Source organism: Streptomyces sp. NBC_00459, assembly GCF_036013955.1.
GTDB lineage: Bacteria > Actinomycetota > Actinomycetes > Streptomycetales > Streptomycetaceae > Streptomyces.
Map to the genome: position 1 here is coordinate 1,045,100 of NZ_CP107903.1, position 16,860 is coordinate 1,061,959.

A 16,860-nucleotide genomic window follows, 5' to 3' on the forward strand; every position below is an offset into this window, starting at 1 on the left:
CCTGGTGGGGCATGATCCGGCAGGCTACAGCCCATGGTCGTGAACACGGAGGTACGGGAGCTGACCGGCGTCGAGGAACTGCTGGCGGCGACCGACCTGATCACCGAGGTATGGCAGGCGGAGATTCCGCCGGTGCCGTTTCCCTTCATGCGGGCCCTCAGCCAAGCCGGGGCACAGGTGCTCGGCGGCCTCGTCGACGGGCGGCTCGCCGGAGTGGCGGTGGGTTTCCTCGGCTCCGATCCGGACGGGCCCCTGCTGCACTCGCATGTGGTCGGCGTCGGTAAGGAGTGGCGGAGCACGGGTGTGGGCCGGGCGATCAAGCTCGGCCAGCGCGAATGGTGCCTGGAGCGCGGCGTCAAGCGGATGGCCTGGACGTTCGACCCGCTGCGGACCGCCAACGCCTCCTTCAACCTGGCCGGACTCGGCGCCACGGGCGTCTCGTACCACGCGGAGTTCTACGGACAGATGAACGACGCCTTCAACCGCGGGATACCGACGGACCGGGTCCTGGTGCACTGGGATCTGGCGGCCGCCGAGCCCAGCCGCTCGCCCGCTCCGGCCCGTTGTGACAGCCCTCTGCTGGATATCGGTGAGACGGGAGGGCCGGTGCGCCGGGCCGTGGACCCCCGGCCCGGTGAGGAGGTGCGGCTGCGCGTCCCGGCGCTGCTGCCTGATGACGTTTCCCTGGTCCTGGACTGGCGCCTCGCTCTGCGCGAGGCGATGCGGCCGCTGCTGCGGTCCGGATACCGATGGACGGGAGCCGACCGGAACGGCACCTACGTCCTCACCACTCCCCTTGACCCGAAGATCCCGACGAGCCCGAGGAACCGATGAACCTGAAGATCGAAGCTGTCGAACTCCGGCGGGTCGCCATCCCGCTGGCGTCCCCGTTCCGCACCTCGTTCAGCACCCAGACCGAGCGCGATGTGCTGCTGGTGCGGGTGATCACCGACCAGGCCGAGGGCTGGGCCGAGTGCGTCGCGATCGCCGACCCGCTGTACTCGAGCGAGTTCACCGACGGTGCGCACCGGATTGTCGCGGACCATCTGCTGCCCCGCCTGTTCGCCGCGGAGCGGCTCAACGCCGATCTGGTGGCCCCGCTGCTGGAGCCGGTGCGCGGGCACCGGATGGCCAAAGCGGCGGTGGAGACGGCCGTGCTCGACGCCCAGCTGAAGGCCGCCGGAGTTCCGCTGAGCCGCCACCTGGGGGCGACCGCGACGCATGTCGACTCCGGCGTGTCGGTGAGCATCTACGACGCCGTACCGGAGCTGCTCGACGCGGTGGCGGGCTACCTGGACGCCGGATACCGCCGGATCAAGCTCAAGATCGAGCCGGGCTGGGACATCGAACCGGTCGCCGCGGTGCGGGAGCGATTCGGCGACGACGTGCTCCTCCAGGTGGACGCCAACTCCGCCTACACCCGCTCCGACGCCCGCCACCTCGCGCTCCTCGACGCCTTCGGGCTCCTCCTGATCGAGCAGCCACTCGACGAGGAGGACATCGCCGGCCACGCCCAGCTCGCCCGCGTCGTGCGGACCCCGATCTGTCTCGACGAGTCGGTCGTCTCCGCCCAAGCCGCGTACGAGGCGATCCGCACCGGCGCCTGCGGAATCGTCAACATCAAGCCCGGCCGGGTCGGCGGCTACCTCGAAGCGCGCCGCGTGCACGACGTCTGCGCGGCAGCCGGCATCCCCGTCTGGGCCGGTGGAATGCTGGAGACCGGGATCGGCCGGGCGGCCAACCTCGCCCTGGGCGGCCTGCCCAACTTCACCCTGCCCTCGGACATCTCGGCCTCCGACCGCTACTTCGAGCAGGACCTGACCGAGCCGATCACGATGACCGAGGACGGCCGCATCGAAATCCCGACCGGGCCCGGCATCGGCGTCGCCCCGATCCCCGAAGTACTGGCGGAACTCACGGTCACCGCGCAGGTGCTCAAGCCATGACCCTCCTGGACGAACTGACCGCGCGCACCGAGGAGATGGCCCGGGCAACCCTCGACCTGTGCCTGGTGGAGTCGCCGTCCGAGGACTTCGGGCGACTGGCCCGGGTCGCGGACCATACCGCCGAGCTGGGCACCCGCCTGCTCGGCCGCGCGCCCGAGTGGATCACCGAGCAGGACCGGCCGGCGCTGTACTGGGAGCCGGCGCCGGGTGGCGTGCTGCTGCTCGGCCACCTCGACACGGTGTGGCCGGTCGGCACCCTGGCCCGCTGGCCGAAGCCGTTGTGCACTCGGACCACCCTCAGTTGCCCCGGCGTCTTCGACATGAAGGCCGGGGTCGTGCAGGGCCTGTACGCGATGGCGGCGCTCGGCTCACCCGCGGGCTGCGGCATGCTGCTGACCACCGACGAGGAGATCGGCTCACCCGTCTCCCGACCACTGATCGAAAGGGTTGCCGCCCGTGCCGGGGCAGTTCTGGTGCTGGAGGCCAGCGCGGACGGCGCACTCAAGACCGGCCGCAAGGGCGTCAGCCAGTATGTGGTGCGGGTTCTGGGGCGGGCCGCGCACGCCGGCCTGGAACCCGAGAAAGGCGTGAACGCGCTCCTGGAGCTCGCCGAACAGGCCCGCACCGTCGCCTCGTTCGGTTCCGGCGGGCTCACCGTCACTCCCACTCTCGCCGCCGCCGGCACCACGACCAACACCGTGCCGGCCGAGGCCCACTTCCACGTGGACGCCCGCGCCGCCACCCGCGCCGAGCAGGACGCCCTGCATGCCAGGATGGCCGCACTGTCTCCGGTGCTGCCCAGTGCCTCGGTCACCGTCGAGGGCGGCCCCAACCGCCCGCCGATGGAGGCGGGACAGGCCCTGCCCCTGCTGGATCTCGCGCGCCTCGCCGCCAGGGACCTCGGTCTCGGAGACATCCGCGCGGTCAGTGTCGGTGGCGCGTCCGACGGCAACTTCACGGCCGGGATCGGCATCCCCACCCTCGACGGCCTCGGCGCGGTCGGCGCACACGCGCACGCCGAAGGCGAGTACGCCGTCATCGCCGAAATGCCCCGCCGGGCGGCCCTCGTCGCCGGCCTCGTCGCCCGCCTGCTGCCACCTGTGTGACGTCGCCGCAGCCCTGTCTTCCGTCCCTCAGTCCAGGAACCGGCGATGCCGAGGCTCTCGGGCCACGGCGTACCACGCACCGTATGTCCGGACAGGGCGCCGGACCGCGCGCGGCATGTGGCCGGACGCACCCCGATGCGCAACGGGCCGACATATCCGGAAAGGGAAACAAGCAGGCTCTCCTCGCCCTCACACGCCGACGCATCAACGTTCTGTGGGCAGTGATCCGCGACAAGCGGCTTGACACCAGTGTTGGAAAGTCCCGTAACTGATCAGGTAAATCGACAGCCCTCCGCTGAACAGCGAGGATGCAGGGTCATCGATCCGTTCGTCCATGGACCACGCGGCCCTGGTAGCTATGACCGATGAGATGGACACGCCGCGTTCCGTCCAGCGCCTTGACGAGCTGCTGATCGACTGACCTCCGCCACCCGCGACTTGACGAGGGATGATCCTTGCCGTGGCTGGTGTGATTGCGGCGTCTGAGCCGTCTCGGGTAGTCCCGTTCACCAGGCTGAGCCCACGACAGTCCGGCAAGATGATCACCGCGTTGAGGCGTGAGGGTGCGGACTCCGTCCGCGAAGGCCGACCGCGGAGTCCGCCGCTGGAGGGCCGGTTTCCACCACGCGATGCTCGGAATCGCTCGCCGTCACCCCGGGCGCGGAGAGGCACAGGGCCACGTTGTGTTGGCCCGTGGATCTGGCGATGGACGCAGGGCCGCTAGCCTGTATACAAATCTGCGTGCGGCAGGGTCGACGAGGAGTGCCATGGTCCGGGCGACGGGCAAGAGCGAAGCGGTCTACGAGCGGCTGAAGGGCGACATCGAGTCGTTGCGCCTGCGGCCGGGGGCCAAGTTGAGCGAGGTCCAGCTGGGAGAGGAACTCGGTGCCTCGCGGACGCCGGTGCGGGAGGCCATCCGACGGCTGGCGGCGGAGGGATTGATCGACTTCGTGCCGGGCGAGGTGGCCCGGGTCGCGCCGATCTCGTTGGGAGGGGTACGGGCTCTGTTCGAGTTCCGGATGCTGCTGGAGCCACGGGCGGCTGCGTCGGTGGCGACGGCGGGCGCGGTCGACGAGCGGGTTCGGGTGCCGTTCCTCGAACTGCTGGAACGGCTGGAGGAGTTCGATGAGTCGTTCCGCGCGTTGGCCCCAGCCGCGCAGGCGCGTTCGTACCAGGAGTTCTACGAGGTGACAGAGGGCTTCGACCAGGCGGTGATCGCCACGTGTCGCAATCCCTACCTCGCTCGCACGATCCGCGACCTGCGCAGTCAGACCGTACGGCTGCGGCACCTCTCGCACAGCGGTCCGCGTCGCATGCTCACCTCGCTGGAGGAGCATCGCGCGATGCTGAAGGCGATCCTGCAGGCGGACGCCCAGGCGGCGGAGGCGGCCTGCCGGCACCACCTGGCGCAGACGCTGCAAGCTCTCATTGAGAGTCTGACCGGCCAGGATTTCATGATCGCCGCGGACGTCCAGCTGGACGTCATCAGCTGAACTCAACGCTGTTCCAGTGAGTGGCGCTGAGGTCTGTGGTTTTCTTGGACGCAGTGATGTATACAGAACTGAATACATTACTGTCCACCGCGAGGGGCCGTTCCATGCCGCCTATTGTCGGCGCCGCCGACCTGTTGGAGTTCGCCACAGCCGCCACCGAGGCCCACGGCGTTCCGCCCGCGGACGCCCGTCTGCTTGCCGACACGCTCGTGACGGCGGAGTTGTGGGGCCATCCGTCCCACGGGATGCTGCGGCTGCCCTGGTACCTCGACCGCCTCGCGAGCGGTGCGACCACTGCTGTCGCTGCCCCGCAGACCGTGAGCGACAACGGCGCCGTCCTCGTCGTCGATGGTCACGACGGCCTCGGACAGGTACTCACCGACCGTGCGGTGACCTGGGGTGTGGAGCGTGCCCGCCTGCACGGGATCAGCGCGGTCGCGGTGCGCAACTCCGGGCACTTCGGCACGGCTGCCTACTTCACCCGCAAGGCCGCCGAGGAAGGCTGTGTGGCGCTGCTGGCCACCAACGCCAGTCCGGCGATGGCTCCTTGGGGCGGGACGGAGAAGCGGGTCGGCACCAATCCATGGTCGATCGCCGCGCCGGGCGGTCGGCACGGCACGGTAGTGATGGACATCGCCAACACCGCGGTGGCGCGCGGCAAGATCTACCACGCCAAGGAGCGCGGCGAGCCGATCCCGAAGGGCTGGGCGGCCGACGCGGACGGGGTGCCGACGACCGATCCGCGGCGCGCCGTCGAGGGGCTGATCCTGCCGATGGCGGGACACAAGGGCTACGCCATCTCGTTCATGTTCGACGTGCTCGCGGGCGTGCTGACCGGCAGCGCCTTCGGCTCGGCGGTGGTCGGCCCCTACCAGCCCACCGGCCGCAGCGGCGTCGGTCACCTGCTGATCTGCGTCGACATCGCGTCGATGGCCGACCCGGACGAGTTCGGGGCACGGATGGAGGCCCTGGTCGAGGAGACCAAGTCCACGCCCGTCGCGCCGGGCACCGCCGAGGTCTTCGTCCCCGGCGAACCCGAGGTCCGCACCGCGGAGCGCCTGCGTCGCGAGGGCATCACCGTCGCCGACGACACCTGGGCCGCCCTTGCACACATCGCCGACACCACCGCGGTACCCCTGCCCCTCCCCGTCCACTCCCAGGAGCTGCCCTCATGATCGCTCTGACCGTGTCCCTCCAGGTGGTCCCCGGCCGTCGTGACGACTTCCTCAAGGCGATCGAGGAGAACGCCGAGCGGTCGTTCAGGGACGAGACGGGCTGTCGCTATTTCGACGTCGTGTGCGACCTGGCCGACGACCACCATTTCGTCTTCCACGAGATCTACGACGACGAGGCCGCAGTCGACGCGCACCGTGCCGCGCCCCACTTCAAGGTCTGGCGCGAGGCGGCGGCGAAGTACGTCGTGCCCGGCAGCCAGGTCAACACGCTCTCCCGCCGTCTGTTCCACCACTCCTGACCTCTAGATCGGAGCCGCCCCGTGTGCACCAAGCCCGCCGAGCCGAACCTGCTCATCGACCCCGACGAGGTCGAACGCTTCGACCGTGGTGGCGGTGTGGCCACCCTCCCCTACGTCGGCAAGTGGAACTCCGGGACGGCCGTCATCACGACCGGCCAGACCGTCTTCCAGCCCGGCACCGGACTGCCCCTGCACAGCCACAACGTCGAGGAGTCCGTGCTGATCCTGGAGGGCGAGGCGACCGCCGAGATCGACGGTGAGTTCTTCGACCTGGAGGCCGGCCGGGCGACCTGGGTCCCGGCGGGCGTCCCGCACCGCTTCTTCAACCGGGGCGAGGGCGTCATGCGGATCTACTGGGTCTACGGCGGCCGGGACGTCACCCGCACCATCACTGCCACCGGTGAGACCTTCGAACACCTCTCGGCGAGCGACAAGGGAGGGGCCCCCACCTCATGAGCGCAACCATCCAGACCCTCGACCCCGCGACGGGCGAGTACCTAGCGACGTACGAAGGCTGGGACGCGGACCGGATCGAAGCCGCCGTCGAGCGTGCACATGCCGCGAGCCGTGCCTGGGCGCTGGTGCCGGTGGCCGAGCGGGCCGCGCGCGCCGCCCGCCTCGCCCGCACCCTGCGCGAGCACAAGGACCACCTCGCCACCCTGGCCACCACCGAGATGGGCAAGCCGGCGGCCGAGGCGGAGGGCGAGGTCGAGAAGTCGGCGGTGACGGCCGACTACTACGCCCGGCAGGGGCCCGGGATCCTCGCCGACGAGCGCGTCGGGGTCGAAGGCGCGGAAGCCTGGGTGGCGTACGAACCGCTCGGGCTCGTCCTCGCGGTCATGCCGTGGAACTTCCCCGTCTGGCAGGTCATGCGCTTCGCCATCCCCTCCCTGGTGGCGGGCAACGGTGTGCTGCTGAAGCACTCCTCCAACGTCACCGGCAGTGCCCTGGCCCTTGAGGCACTCTTCGTCGAGGCGGGCTTCCCCCAACACCTGGTGACCACGCTGGTGATCGCCGACGCGGACGTCCCCGAGGTCACCGCCCGTCTCATCGAGGACGACCGCGTGGCAGCGGTCACCCTCACCGGAAGCAACCGGGCGGGCGCGGCCGTCGGCTCGGCGGCCGGGCGGGCGGCGAAGAAGTCCGTACTGGAACTCGGTGGTTCGGACGCATTCGTCGTCCTGGAGGACGCCGACGTCGAAGCGGCCGCGGCTGCCGCGGTGAAGGCCCGCTTCACCAACTCCGGGCAGAGCTGCGTCTGCGCGAAGCGGTTCATCGTCGCCGCGTCCGTGGCGGATGCCTTCACCGAGGCGTTCGTGACCGGCGTCGAAGCCCTACGCGTCGGCGACCCGCGCGACCGGGACACCCAAGTCGGCCCGCTCGCCCGCGACGACCTGCGCGTGGCGATCCAGCGACAGGTCGAGGAGTCCGTCGCCGCCGGTGCCCGCCTGCTGACCGGAGGCAAGCCTATCCCCGGAGACGGGTTCTTCTACCAGCCGACCGTCCTGGCGAACACCGGCCCGGGCATGCCCGGCTTCGACGAGGAAACCTTCGGCCCACTCGCTGCGATCACCATCGCCCAGGACGACGAGGACGCCGTACGGCTCGCGAACGCCACGGTGTACGGGCTCGGTCTGAGCGTGTGGACGGCCGACGCCGCTCGCGGGGTTGCGCTGGCCCGTCGTATCACCAGCGGGGCCGCCTTCGTCAACGCGGTGGTCGCCTCGGATCCGCGGCTGCCCTTCGGTGGCACGAAGCGCAGCGGTTACGGCCGGGAGCTGGCGTCCGCCGGTATCCGCGAGTTCACCAACACGCGCACCTACTGGGTCACCGTCTGACCGGATCACGTCCACGCCGGACCCTGCCTCGGGACCGGTCTGCCACCACCTCGGCAGACCGGTCCTCGTGCTGCCCGCTCGTGGCTCTGACCTGGTCATCTCTCGCCGATTTAAGGTCGACAGAGCTCTATACATGACTGAATTCATAGCTGTATACAGACACTGTTACGGCTACATAGAGAGGAGATGACCATGCTGGTCCTCCTGGGATTCGCGATGATCGCGACGTTCCTCTACCTGGTCATGAGCAAGCGTGTGGTACCCGTCGCCGCGCTCATCCTGGTGCCCCTCGTCTTCGGCCTGGCAGCGGGAGGAGGGCTCGGGCTCGCCGACGACATCACCAAATCGATCGAGGACGTCGCGCCCACCGCAGCCCTGCTGTTCTTCGCCATCACCTTCTTCGGCATCATGATCGATGTCGGCCTTTTCGACCCGCTGATCAGGGCCATCCTGCGTGTGGTGGGACACGACCCGGCAAAGATCGTGGTCGGCACCGCGCTGCTCGCCACGATCGTCTCCCTCGACGGCGACGGCTCGACGACCTTCATCATCGTGACCTCAGCCTTCCTGCCGATCTACCTCCGTCTCGGCATGAGCCCTGTCGTGCTGACATGTGTGACGGCCACGGCCAACGGAGTACTCAACACCGTGCCCTGGGGCGGTTCCACCGCCCGTGCGGCGGCGGCCCTCAAGGTCTCGCCGATCGACATCTTCGTGCCGATGATCCCCGCGATCGCAGCCGGGCTGATCGCCACCCTGGTCTTCGCCCATCTCCTCGGCCGCAGTGAACGCCGCCGACTCGGCGAGGTCGAGCTCCGTGACGGCGTCCTGCACAAGCGCGGTGGCGCCGGTCAGCCGGCACACACCGGCGATGCCGCGCAGGCCGCTACCGCCGCGACCTCGGGTACGACCCCTGTCGCCCTGGCGACCGGCCCATCCGACGGTGACGGCGGCGCCGAGTCGGGGGCGGACGCGCTCATCTCGTCCGACGGCACCATCAACCGGCCCAGCGCGCGGCCCAGGCTGCTGCTGTTGAACCTTGTTCTCACCCTCGCCGTGATGACGCTTCTGGTCGAGGGCACCCTCGAACCCGCCGTCCTCTTCTTCGTCGCGGTAGCGATCGCACTGGTGCTCAACTTCCCGCGTGTCGCGGAACAGCGCGAGCAACTGCAGGCGCATGCCTCCAGCGTCGTAGGCGTCGTCGGCATGGTCTTCGCCGCCACCGTCCTCACCGGTGTCCTCAGCGGCAGCGGCATGGTGGAGGCGATGGCCGACTGGCTGGTGGGCGTCATCCCTGACTCCCTGGGGGCGCACTTCCCGGTCATCACCGGTCTGCTGTCCATCCCCATGACCTTCTTCACCAGCAACGACGCCTTCTACTTCGGCATGCTTCCGGTCCTCAACGAGACCGCCTCCCACTACGGCGTCACCCCGCTCGAGATGGCCCGCGCCTCCCTCGTCGGCCAACCCCTGCATCAGTCCAGCCCGATCGTCGCGTCCTTCCTGCTGCTCGTGGGCCTGGCCAAGGTCGACCTCGGCGACCACCACCGCAGGACGATCTGGCGTGCCGTCGTCGTCGGGCTGATCATGCTCACCATCGGCGGCCTGACCCTCGCATTCCCCCTCTGACCCGGTCCTTCGCCGCCCGTCAGCGGTCAACACCCTGGAGGCCGACCTGGTCTGCCACACCGGCGAGATCGCGGACAGCACAGCCGAACGCCGCCGCCCCCAAGCCGCCCCACTCGGCAGCACGGTGCAGGCCACTCCGGCCAGGGCCTGCGTCACCGGCAACCGCGAGTACTACGGCGAGGCCCGGGGCAGGGTCGACCTGATGGACGAGCCAGGCTGGGTGCCGCCGCGCAACCGGAGCCCCAGTGGCAGGTGTGGTCCTTGCCCCGCGCTCCCGATGCAGGCCCCCTGGGCCGGTGAGAACGCGAACGGGAGATGGCCCGGTCGACACCGGAACCTGATCGGCCAAGCTCAACACGGCTGCGGCCGACGCCCATTGAGGGGAGTCGGCCGCAGGCGTAGTCGACAAGCGGTGTCGTTCAATCGGCTCTCGACGACACCGCGGAAGCCGTTGACGGTCTCGACGAGCTGTGCGCAAGGATCTGCCGGACGTGTTGAGAGCCTTGGATCACGGAGCGTCCGGTGGGGTGTGGTCCACTCCCCCGCCCGCCCGTCGATCGGGGATCCGGGGCCGCCAGGGCAGCGACGCGCGGTGGGTCATCGCACGTCGAACCGGTCGATCACGAGGTGGGAGCCTCCGGCCTTGGTGAGGGTGAGGCTGTGTCGTCCCTGGGCCAGTCCGCTCACGCTGTAGACCGTCTGTTGGGCGTGGCGCCCGGCGGCCTTGGTGTTGACGGAGCACCGCGAGGTTCCGTCGAGTGCGACCGCGACCCTGCCACCGCCGGGGCTGGTCTCGGTGACCAGGTCGATTCCGGTACCGGTGAAGGTGACGGTGACCGAGTCGCCGTTGGCCGTGGCGGTGTGGACGTCGTCGCCGTAGTCGCCGAGGCCCCGATCGGCGAGGGCCTTCCAGGACGGTCCGGTGTAGGTGACGGAGGCGGCGGTGTCGTTGTACACGCCGGTGACCCGGAAGCCGTCCACGGTCGCGTAGTTGCCGTTGCGCTTGACGACCTGGATGGTGTGACTCCCCACCGACAGACCGCTGACGCCGTAGACGGTCTGCTGTGCCTGGCGGGTGGGTGCGGAGGTGTCGAACAGTCCCTTGGAGACGCCGTCGAGGAAGACCTCGATCTGGCCCTGGTCGCTGTTCTTCTCCCCGATGACGGAGACCCCGGTGCCGGTGAAGGTCAGGGTGGCGCTGTCACCGTCGACCGTGGTGGCGTGCAGCGCGTCGTGGAGGTCACCGAAACCGCGGTAGCCGCTGCCGCTCCAGTACCCGGTGTAGCTGATCGCGGTGTCGTTGTCGTCGACCAGGCCCGTGAGCGGCCGGTACGCGGCTGTCGGGCCGGCCGCCGCGATGATCGCGCGGGCCGCCGCGGGCCAGGCGCCGGCGGAGACGATCGTCGACTGGACCAGGGTGATGTCGGTGCCCCGGTTGTCGTACGACGACCGGTCGGAGTAGTTGTCGTGGATGTTGTTGTCGTGGATGGTCGGCGTCCACATGCCCACCCAGTTGCCCCCGCCGATGCGCCCGACGTTGTCGTGGGTGTTCCAGTAGGAGCTGCCCTCGTCGTGGTAAATGATCTGGTTGGTGTGGTTGGTCACCTCAAGCAGGTTGCCCGAGGTCACGGAGGTGGCGGAGCCGTCGCCGTTGCCCTGGCCGCCGTTGGTGTAGATCGGGCCGCCGTCGTGCAGCACGTTCATCACGTCGTGGACGTGGTTGTCCAGGATCCGGTTGTGGCCCGCGTAGATCGTGCCGTGGCGGCAGGTGGTCAGGCCCTGGGCCGCCTGCATACCGCAGGGGGAGGCGTAACCCCAGCCCCAGCCGAGCGATATGCCGGAGTAGGGGGTGTGGCCGATGTCGTTGTTGGCGATGGTCAGATCGCGGGTGTAGCCGCCCCAGACACCGACCGCGTCGCGGTAGTCCAGGCCGACGTGCTCGATCAGGTTCTGCGAGACGGTGTCGCCGGTGGTCATGCGGGTGGTGTCGGTGAGGTAGTAGTCGTCGACCTCGCCGACGTAGACCCCGCCGCCGGAGGTGTCGTGGATGAAGTTGCCGGTGACCGAGGTGTCCTGCGTGCCGTCGGCCAGGTCGACGCCGTTGCCGCCGAGGTGGGCGATCTCGTTGCCGGTGAGGACGATGCGGGAGCCGCGGTGGATCTGGACGGCCGCCGGGATACGGAGCGGGGCCTGGGTGTCGGCGTCCCAGAGCACACCGGCCTGGTTGTCGATGTAGCCGACGGTGGAGGGCAGCATCCAGGTCGTGTAGGCGAAGGTGAGGCCCTGGAAGGTGATGTCGTGCACCGGGGCCATGGTGTCGGGGACGACGGTGAAGCCGTCGATCACCATGTACGCGCCACCGGTCTTGACCAGCTTGATGGTGTGCTGCCCCTTGGGCAGGCCGGACACGGAGGCGATGACCTGCTGGGCGAGCCTGGTGGAGCCGGCCGCACTCACGCTCCGGGTCCTGCTGCCGTCGACGTAGACGTCGATGCCGCCCTCGTCGCTGTTGACCTCGGAGAGTACGTCCACGCCGGTGCCGGTGAAGGTGTAGCTCACCGAGTCGCCGTCGGCGGTGGCGGCGTGCACGTCGGCGTACAGGTCACCGTAGGGGCGGTCGGTGTAGGCCTTCCAGTCGCCGGTATAAGTGATGCCCGGGTCACTGTCGTTGACCGGGGTCAGGTGCCCCGGGGTGCCGCTCGCGTCCACCAGCTTGTCCAGGACGGGAAGTTCCACGTCCGCGTTCTTGAGATTCTCCCCCGTGCGCGGCATGTAGTAGAGGCGGCCGGCCGCGCTGTCCAGATAGAACTCGCCCTTCTCGTCGAGGAGTTGGTAGGCGTTCTCGACCCAGGTGACGCCCTCCAGCTTCGGCAGGCCGGCCCCGTTGAAGGGGAAGCCCCGGTTGACCACCGAGGTGTTGTTGTCCACGAAACAGGCGGGGTCGACGTTCAGGCTGGACCCGCCGCCGCTGGGCACGGTGATGCTCGCCAGTGGGCACCTCATGTGCTTCCAGTCCCTGTCGTACGCGACCTCGACCGAGGAGGTGTTGGTGAACGACGCGTAGGAGGTGTCGCTGGTGGTGAAGCTGGACCCGCTGAGAGTGAAACCGCCCGGGTTGAGCGGACCGCGGGCCCGCTGGGCGCGTACCCCGTCGACGAACAGCTGTCGGCTCCGCGTACCGACCGGCACCGAGGCCCGGTAGATGTTCTTCGCGCTGTCGTACAGCGAGAACCCGGTGACCTTCCTGGCGCCGTTGAGTACCGGCTTCTCGCCCGGATAGGCGGTGTAGACGACCTGATGCCCGTTCTTTCCGGAGTCCGAGGGTCCCAGGGTGAACGCCTTCGACAGGCGGTAGTTCCCGCCTCGGAGATAGACGTCGATGTCGGCGGCCATCCTGGAGGCCATGCCACGGACCTTGTTCTTGGCACCGTCCAGGCTGCAGGGCGCCTTGAGCGTGCAGGCGATGCCCGATCCTGCGGGTGACGCGTACAACCGGGTCGGCGTGGCGGCGGACGCCGGGGTGACCGTGACCGCGGCAGCGGCGATCAGTACGGCGCCCACCGCGCCGATGCCGCGGACAGATCTGCGGCGGAACAGCAGCATTGATGCTCCTTCAGGGGAGTGCGTGACAATCCGCCGCCAGGAGCGGCGGGGGTTGACCGTCGTGCGTGCGCTGGGCTGTGGCTACTCTCAGCATCAGCGACATAGATCCGATGACTCAAACGTCAGGAGTGACCATTCCCGTCGGCCGGCAAGGAAGGCGAAGGGCGAGTCGCGCACAGCCCAATGCATCAACTTACGCCGTTCACATTGCAGTCGAGAGCATCACGCTTGCGGTTGACGTCCAGCTTGCACACGTCAGTCATCGGATCTATAGCGAACAGCGGGGAGACTACGGCGAAGTTGCCGTTGTCGGCAAGAGCTGAGGGCCACGGGAGCCGGCGGGTTCCCAACAGGGTGCGGCTCAGTGGCAGTCGACGCGGAAGTGGACGTGGGCAGGAAGCGTCACTGCGGTCGGTGCGGCCATGGCGGAACTCCGTGTGCCGGTGCGGAGGCCGCACCGGCACACGGAGTTCGTTTCGGAGATCGTGACCCGAACCCGCTCCGTCAGCTGACGGAGAACTGGCTGAAGTTCGCGGTGCCGATGGTTCCGGCGTGGGCCGTGGAGAACATGCCCGCGTCCAGGGTGGTGTTCGCACCGGTCAGTGTCGCGGTGCCGACAGTGGTCCAGGTGGTGCCGTCGGCGGAGTACGCGCCCGTGACCGACGTACCGCTCCTGACCAGGCGGAGCCAGACCGGGGCGATGGCGGCGGTTCCCGTCTTGAGGACGTTGGTGTCGAGGTAGCCGTCGCTGTTGGAGTCGTACGACAGGGCGATTCCGTTGCCCGGGGTGGCCGCGAGGACGAGGTACCCGGTGGACGAACCGGCGGAGGCGACGCTGTTGCGCAGCATCAGACCGGCCTTGGCCCAGCTGTTGGTCTTGTCCTGGCTGTCGACGTGGACGATGACGGTGGAGGAGGTTCCCGCGACCCCGGTCCGGTAGGCGGCGGCGTACTCGTCGTCGTACTGCGTGCCGGAGCGCCAGACGTCGATGCCCGCGCTGGTCAGGGAGGTCACTCCGCCGTGCTGGTCGACCGCGGCCGGAGTCGAACTGTAGGCCTTGTACGGCGAGGTGACGATCTGCAGGTTGCTGAAGGTCGCACTGCCGATGGTGGTGCTGTGGGCGGTGTGGATGACGCCGGCGTCCTGGGTGGCCGCCATGGACGACAGGGTCACCGTCGAGCCGACCTGGGTGAAGGTGGATCCGTCGGTGGAGTAGTAGGCGGACACCGTGGTGGCGGTGCGGGTGAGCCGTACCCAGACCGGCGCCGTGACGGTGGCAGCCGTGGAGGTGAGCTGGTCGAGGTAGCCGTCGCCGGTGGAGTCCCACTGGAAACTGACGCCGTGGCTCGGGGTCGCCGTCACGACCGCGTATCCGGCGGAGGAGCCGTCGTCCGTGAGGTCGTTGCGCAGGACGACTCCGGCCTTCGCCCAGCCGTTGGTGTTGTCCACGTTGTCGACCCGGGCGGTCACCGAGGTGCCGTTGACGGCCGAATCGGCCTGATAGACGGTGCCGTAGGCGTCGTCGGTCTGCCCGCCGGCACCCCAGATGTCCGCGCCCGCGTCGGTGATGGTGAAGACGCCGCCGCTCTGGCCGGTGGTGGCCGGAGTGGAGGAGTAGGCGCTGTAGGGCGAACCGACCGGGTCGGTGGTCAGCGGACGGTACAGCGGCTGGATGCCGGCACTGTTCATGGCCGTCCGCGCGCCCGACGGCCAGTTGCCGTTGCTGACGACGACGGTGCCGCTCACCACGTCACCGCGGCCGTTGGTGTTGGTGATGTTCGCGGAGCTGTTGTTCGTCCAGTTGTCGGTGAGGGTCAGTGCGCCGGTGTTGTTGGTCGAGCTGCTGTTCTCGTGGCCCCAACTGCCGGTGTTGCGGAAGACGTTGTTGGTGTCCGTGAAGTTCCGGGAGCCCTCGTCGTGGTAGAAGCCGAAGTAACCGCTGTTGCTGTGGCAGTAGTTGCGTTCGAAGGTGCTGCCCGGTGACGCCGACAGGGTGTACATGCAGCCGCCGTCGGTCATCTGCTGCATGATGTCGTGGATGTAGTTGTCGGTGACGTGGTTGTTCGCGGCGGTGGTCGCGGTGGTGTAGGTGGGCTGGTAGCTGTACAGGCCCCGGTTGACGTAGTCCTGGCTGCCGCCGATGTCGTTGACGCCCCAGCCGTAGCCGATGGTGAGGCCGGAGTAGGGCAGGTTGTACACCTCGTTGTGCGAGACGGTCGCGCCGTTCACGTAGGTGACGAGGATGGCCGACATGTCGCGGTACTCCAGCGCCACGTCATGGACGAGGTTGTTGCTCAGGGTGATGTTCTTGTTGGTCATCCGGCTGTCGCTGGGGTGGTGCGCATCCGCCTGAAGACCGCCGACGACGATGCCGCCGCCCGCGTCCTGGGTGAAGACGTTGCCGGTCGCGGTGACGCTGTCGGCGCCGAGTCCCACGCCGGTAGTGTGGGCGTTGGCGTCGTTGCCGATGCCCAGGCCGCTCTGGCCGAGCTGGGTGAACCGGTTGCCCGTGAACGTGATGTGGTCGGCGGCCGACACCTGGACGGCGGAGGGCATCTGCTCCCAGTGGGGGCGGGTGGCCTCGAAGAGCGGGCAGCCGCTCTGGCAGGAGGTCAGCGCGTCCGACGGGCGGTCCCAGGTACCGGTGAGGTACGCGCCGGTCTGCTGGCTGGCGTAGCCGTGGGTGGTGGGGTCCAGCCAGCTGGTGCCCGAGAACTGCAGCCCTGAGAAGGCGATGTGGGTGGCGGGTGAGGAGTAGGTCCCTCCGATGTTGATGAGCGACTGGAGCTTCGGCACCTCGACGTCGGCAGTGCTCATGTCCTGTCCGGCGAGCGGCTTGTAGTACAGGGTGCCGGTGGCGGTGTCGAGGTACCACTCACCGGCCGCGTCGAGGAATTCGTAGGCGTTCTCGATGTAGAGGGGGCCGGCCCGGAAGGGGCTCGTCAGGGTGTCGTAGCCGAACGTGTTGTTGTTCCACGAGGGCTGGGCCATGGTGATGGTGCCGCCGCTGATGCCGGTCACCGGGGCATAGCGGTCGGTGAAGGATCCGATGCCGTGGATCTCGGTCCGGGCGGGCTGCGCGAGGCTGTTGAGGTAGCTCAGCGAGCTGCTGGTGAACGTGTAGCCGCTGGTGGTCGCGGTCAGGTCGGAGCGGGTGATCGCGGCGCGGGCCCTGGTGGCCAGGACGCCGTCGACGGACAGGTGGCGGGTGTCGAAGCCGGTGCCGACGTTGCTCTTCCAGATGTTCTTGGCCGAGTCCTGCACGGTCCAGCCGGTGGCCTTCTGAGCGCCGGTGATGACGGGACGGGCGCCCGGCGCCGCCTTCCAGTTCACCGTGTAGCCGCCGGTGCCGGAGTCCGCCGAGGTGAAGTTGAGAGGCGCGGAGATCCGGTAGGTGCCATCGGCGAGTTCGACGGTGATGTCGGCCGTCATGGAGCTGTTGAGCGCCCGCACGTTGGTCTTGGCCTGGGTGATCGAGCACGGCGCGCTCGCGGAGCAGGCGGTGCCGGAGCCGCTCGGCGAGGCGTAGAGCGTCGCGCCGGCCGCGAAGGCGGGGCCTGCCTGGACGAGGACCGTGGCGGTCGAGGCGGTGAGGACGGCGGCTGTGGCCAGCCATGATCTGAGCCGATGGGTGACCGAGGGGCGGATGCGGGTTGTTCGCACGTGACACCTTCCGGGTGGTTCAGAGGGGCCTGCGTGCCCACGACGGGCAGGGGAGAGCCCAGAGGCACAAGGAGGGGAAGGGAAATAGGGCTGTAACATTAGACGTCA

The 16,860-nt window shown here is 68.9% G+C and carries 11 protein-coding genes and 2 pseudogenes; 11 read left to right on the forward strand and 2 right to left on the reverse strand.

The window, feature by feature from the left end; translation table 11 throughout:
• Positions 1 to 33 precede the first annotated feature (33 nt).
• The 11 genes and pseudogenes from OHN74_RS04390 to OHN74_RS04440 form a co-directional block, all read left to right on the forward strand.
• A complete protein-coding gene (locus OHN74_RS04390) occupies positions 34 to 834 on the forward strand; it encodes a GNAT family N-acetyltransferase (RefSeq protein ID WP_327693195.1) in 801 nt (266 codons plus the stop codon).
• Positions 831 to 1,946, forward strand: coding sequence for an o-succinylbenzoate synthase (menC, locus tag OHN74_RS04395; RefSeq protein WP_443060341.1), 1,116 nt, complete (start codon positions 831 to 833; stop codon positions 1,944 to 1,946). The genes OHN74_RS04390 and menC overlap by 4 nt, the downstream gene beginning before the upstream one ends.
• Positions 1,943 to 3,052 (forward strand): M20/M25/M40 family metallo-hydrolase, encoded by a 1,110-nt coding sequence (locus OHN74_RS04400; protein ID WP_327693196.1) that lies wholly within the window; start codon positions 1,943 to 1,945, stop codon positions 3,050 to 3,052. Before menC ends, OHN74_RS04400 begins: the two co-directional genes overlap by 4 nt.
• A 460-nt stretch (positions 3,053 to 3,512) precedes the next feature.
• Positions 3,513 to 3,668, forward strand: a pseudogene (locus tag OHN74_RS04405) (IS5/IS1182 family transposase); the annotation flags it as partial.
• A 151-nt stretch (positions 3,669 to 3,819) separates the two neighbouring features.
• Positions 3,820 to 4,545, forward strand: a complete 726-nt coding sequence (locus OHN74_RS04410; RefSeq protein ID WP_327693197.1) for a GntR family transcriptional regulator — start codon at positions 3,820 to 3,822, stop codon at positions 4,543 to 4,545.
• Between the two features lie 104 nt (positions 4,546 to 4,649).
• Positions 4,650 to 5,720, forward strand: coding sequence for an Ldh family oxidoreductase (locus OHN74_RS04415; RefSeq protein ID WP_327693198.1), 1,071 nt, complete (start codon positions 4,650 to 4,652; stop codon positions 5,718 to 5,720).
• Complete coding sequence (locus OHN74_RS04420; RefSeq protein ID WP_327693199.1) at positions 5,717 to 6,019, forward strand: putative quinol monooxygenase; 303 nt, start codon at positions 5,717 to 5,719, stop codon at positions 6,017 to 6,019. Before OHN74_RS04415 ends, OHN74_RS04420 begins: the two co-directional genes overlap by 4 nt.
• A 21-nt stretch (positions 6,020 to 6,040) precedes the next feature.
• Positions 6,041 to 6,475: a cupin domain-containing protein gene (locus OHN74_RS04425; protein ID WP_327693200.1), complete on the forward strand. Its 435-nt coding sequence runs from the start codon at positions 6,041 to 6,043 to the stop codon at positions 6,473 to 6,475.
• Positions 6,472 to 7,857 carry an aldehyde dehydrogenase family protein gene (locus OHN74_RS04430; protein WP_327693201.1) on the forward strand — a complete coding sequence of 462 codons (1,386 nt, stop codon included), beginning with the start codon at positions 6,472 to 6,474 and terminating at the stop codon, positions 7,855 to 7,857. The genes OHN74_RS04425 and OHN74_RS04430 overlap by 4 nt, the downstream gene beginning before the upstream one ends.
• A 192-nt stretch (positions 7,858 to 8,049) precedes the next feature.
• On the forward strand, positions 8,050 to 9,486 hold the full coding sequence (locus tag OHN74_RS04435) for a CitMHS family transporter (protein WP_327693202.1): 1,437 nt from the start codon (positions 8,050 to 8,052) through the stop codon (positions 9,484 to 9,486).
• 25 nt (positions 9,487 to 9,511) lie between these two features.
• Positions 9,512 to 9,724, forward strand: a pseudogene (locus tag OHN74_RS04440) (metallophosphoesterase); the annotation flags it as partial.
• 359 nt (positions 9,725 to 10,083) lie between these two features.
• On the opposite strand, the gene OHN74_RS04445 reads toward OHN74_RS04440, so the two are convergent.
• Positions 10,084 to 13,089 carry a hypothetical protein gene (locus tag OHN74_RS04445; protein WP_327693203.1) on the reverse strand — a complete coding sequence of 1,002 codons (3,006 nt, stop codon included), beginning with the start codon at positions 13,087 to 13,089 and terminating at the stop codon, positions 10,084 to 10,086.
• Positions 13,090 to 13,593: 504 nt separating this feature from the next.
• A complete protein-coding gene (locus OHN74_RS04450; RefSeq protein WP_327693205.1) occupies positions 13,594 to 16,752 on the reverse strand; it encodes a DUF1349 domain-containing protein in 3,159 nt (1,052 codons plus the stop codon).
• Positions 16,753 to 16,860 lie beyond the last annotated feature (108 nt).

Excerpts from the sequence above, each read along its gene's own strand:
- OHN74_RS04390 (WP_327693195.1), top strand. The coding sequence starts at position 34 with ATGGTCGTGAACACGGAGGTACGGGAGCTGACCGGCGTCGAGGAACTG.
- menC (WP_443060341.1), top strand. The coding sequence starts at position 831 with ATGAACCTGAAGATCGAAGCTGTCGAACTCCGGCGGGTCGCCATCCCG.
- OHN74_RS04400 (WP_327693196.1), top strand. The coding sequence starts at position 1,943 with ATGACCCTCCTGGACGAACTGACCGCGCGCACCGAGGAGATGGCCCGG.
- OHN74_RS04410 (WP_327693197.1), top strand. The coding sequence starts at position 3,820 with ATGGTCCGGGCGACGGGCAAGAGCGAAGCGGTCTACGAGCGGCTGAAG.
- OHN74_RS04415 (WP_327693198.1), top strand. The coding sequence starts at position 4,650 with ATGCCGCCTATTGTCGGCGCCGCCGACCTGTTGGAGTTCGCCACAGCC.
- OHN74_RS04420 (WP_327693199.1), top strand. The coding sequence starts at position 5,717 with ATGATCGCTCTGACCGTGTCCCTCCAGGTGGTCCCCGGCCGTCGTGAC.
- OHN74_RS04430 (WP_327693201.1), top strand. The coding sequence starts at position 6,472 with ATGAGCGCAACCATCCAGACCCTCGACCCCGCGACGGGCGAGTACCTA.
- OHN74_RS04435 (WP_327693202.1), top strand. The coding sequence starts at position 8,050 with ATGCTGGTCCTCCTGGGATTCGCGATGATCGCGACGTTCCTCTACCTG.
- OHN74_RS04445 (WP_327693203.1), bottom strand. The coding sequence starts at position 13,089 with ATGCTGCTGTTCCGCCGCAGATCTGTCCGCGGCATCGGCGCGGTGGGC.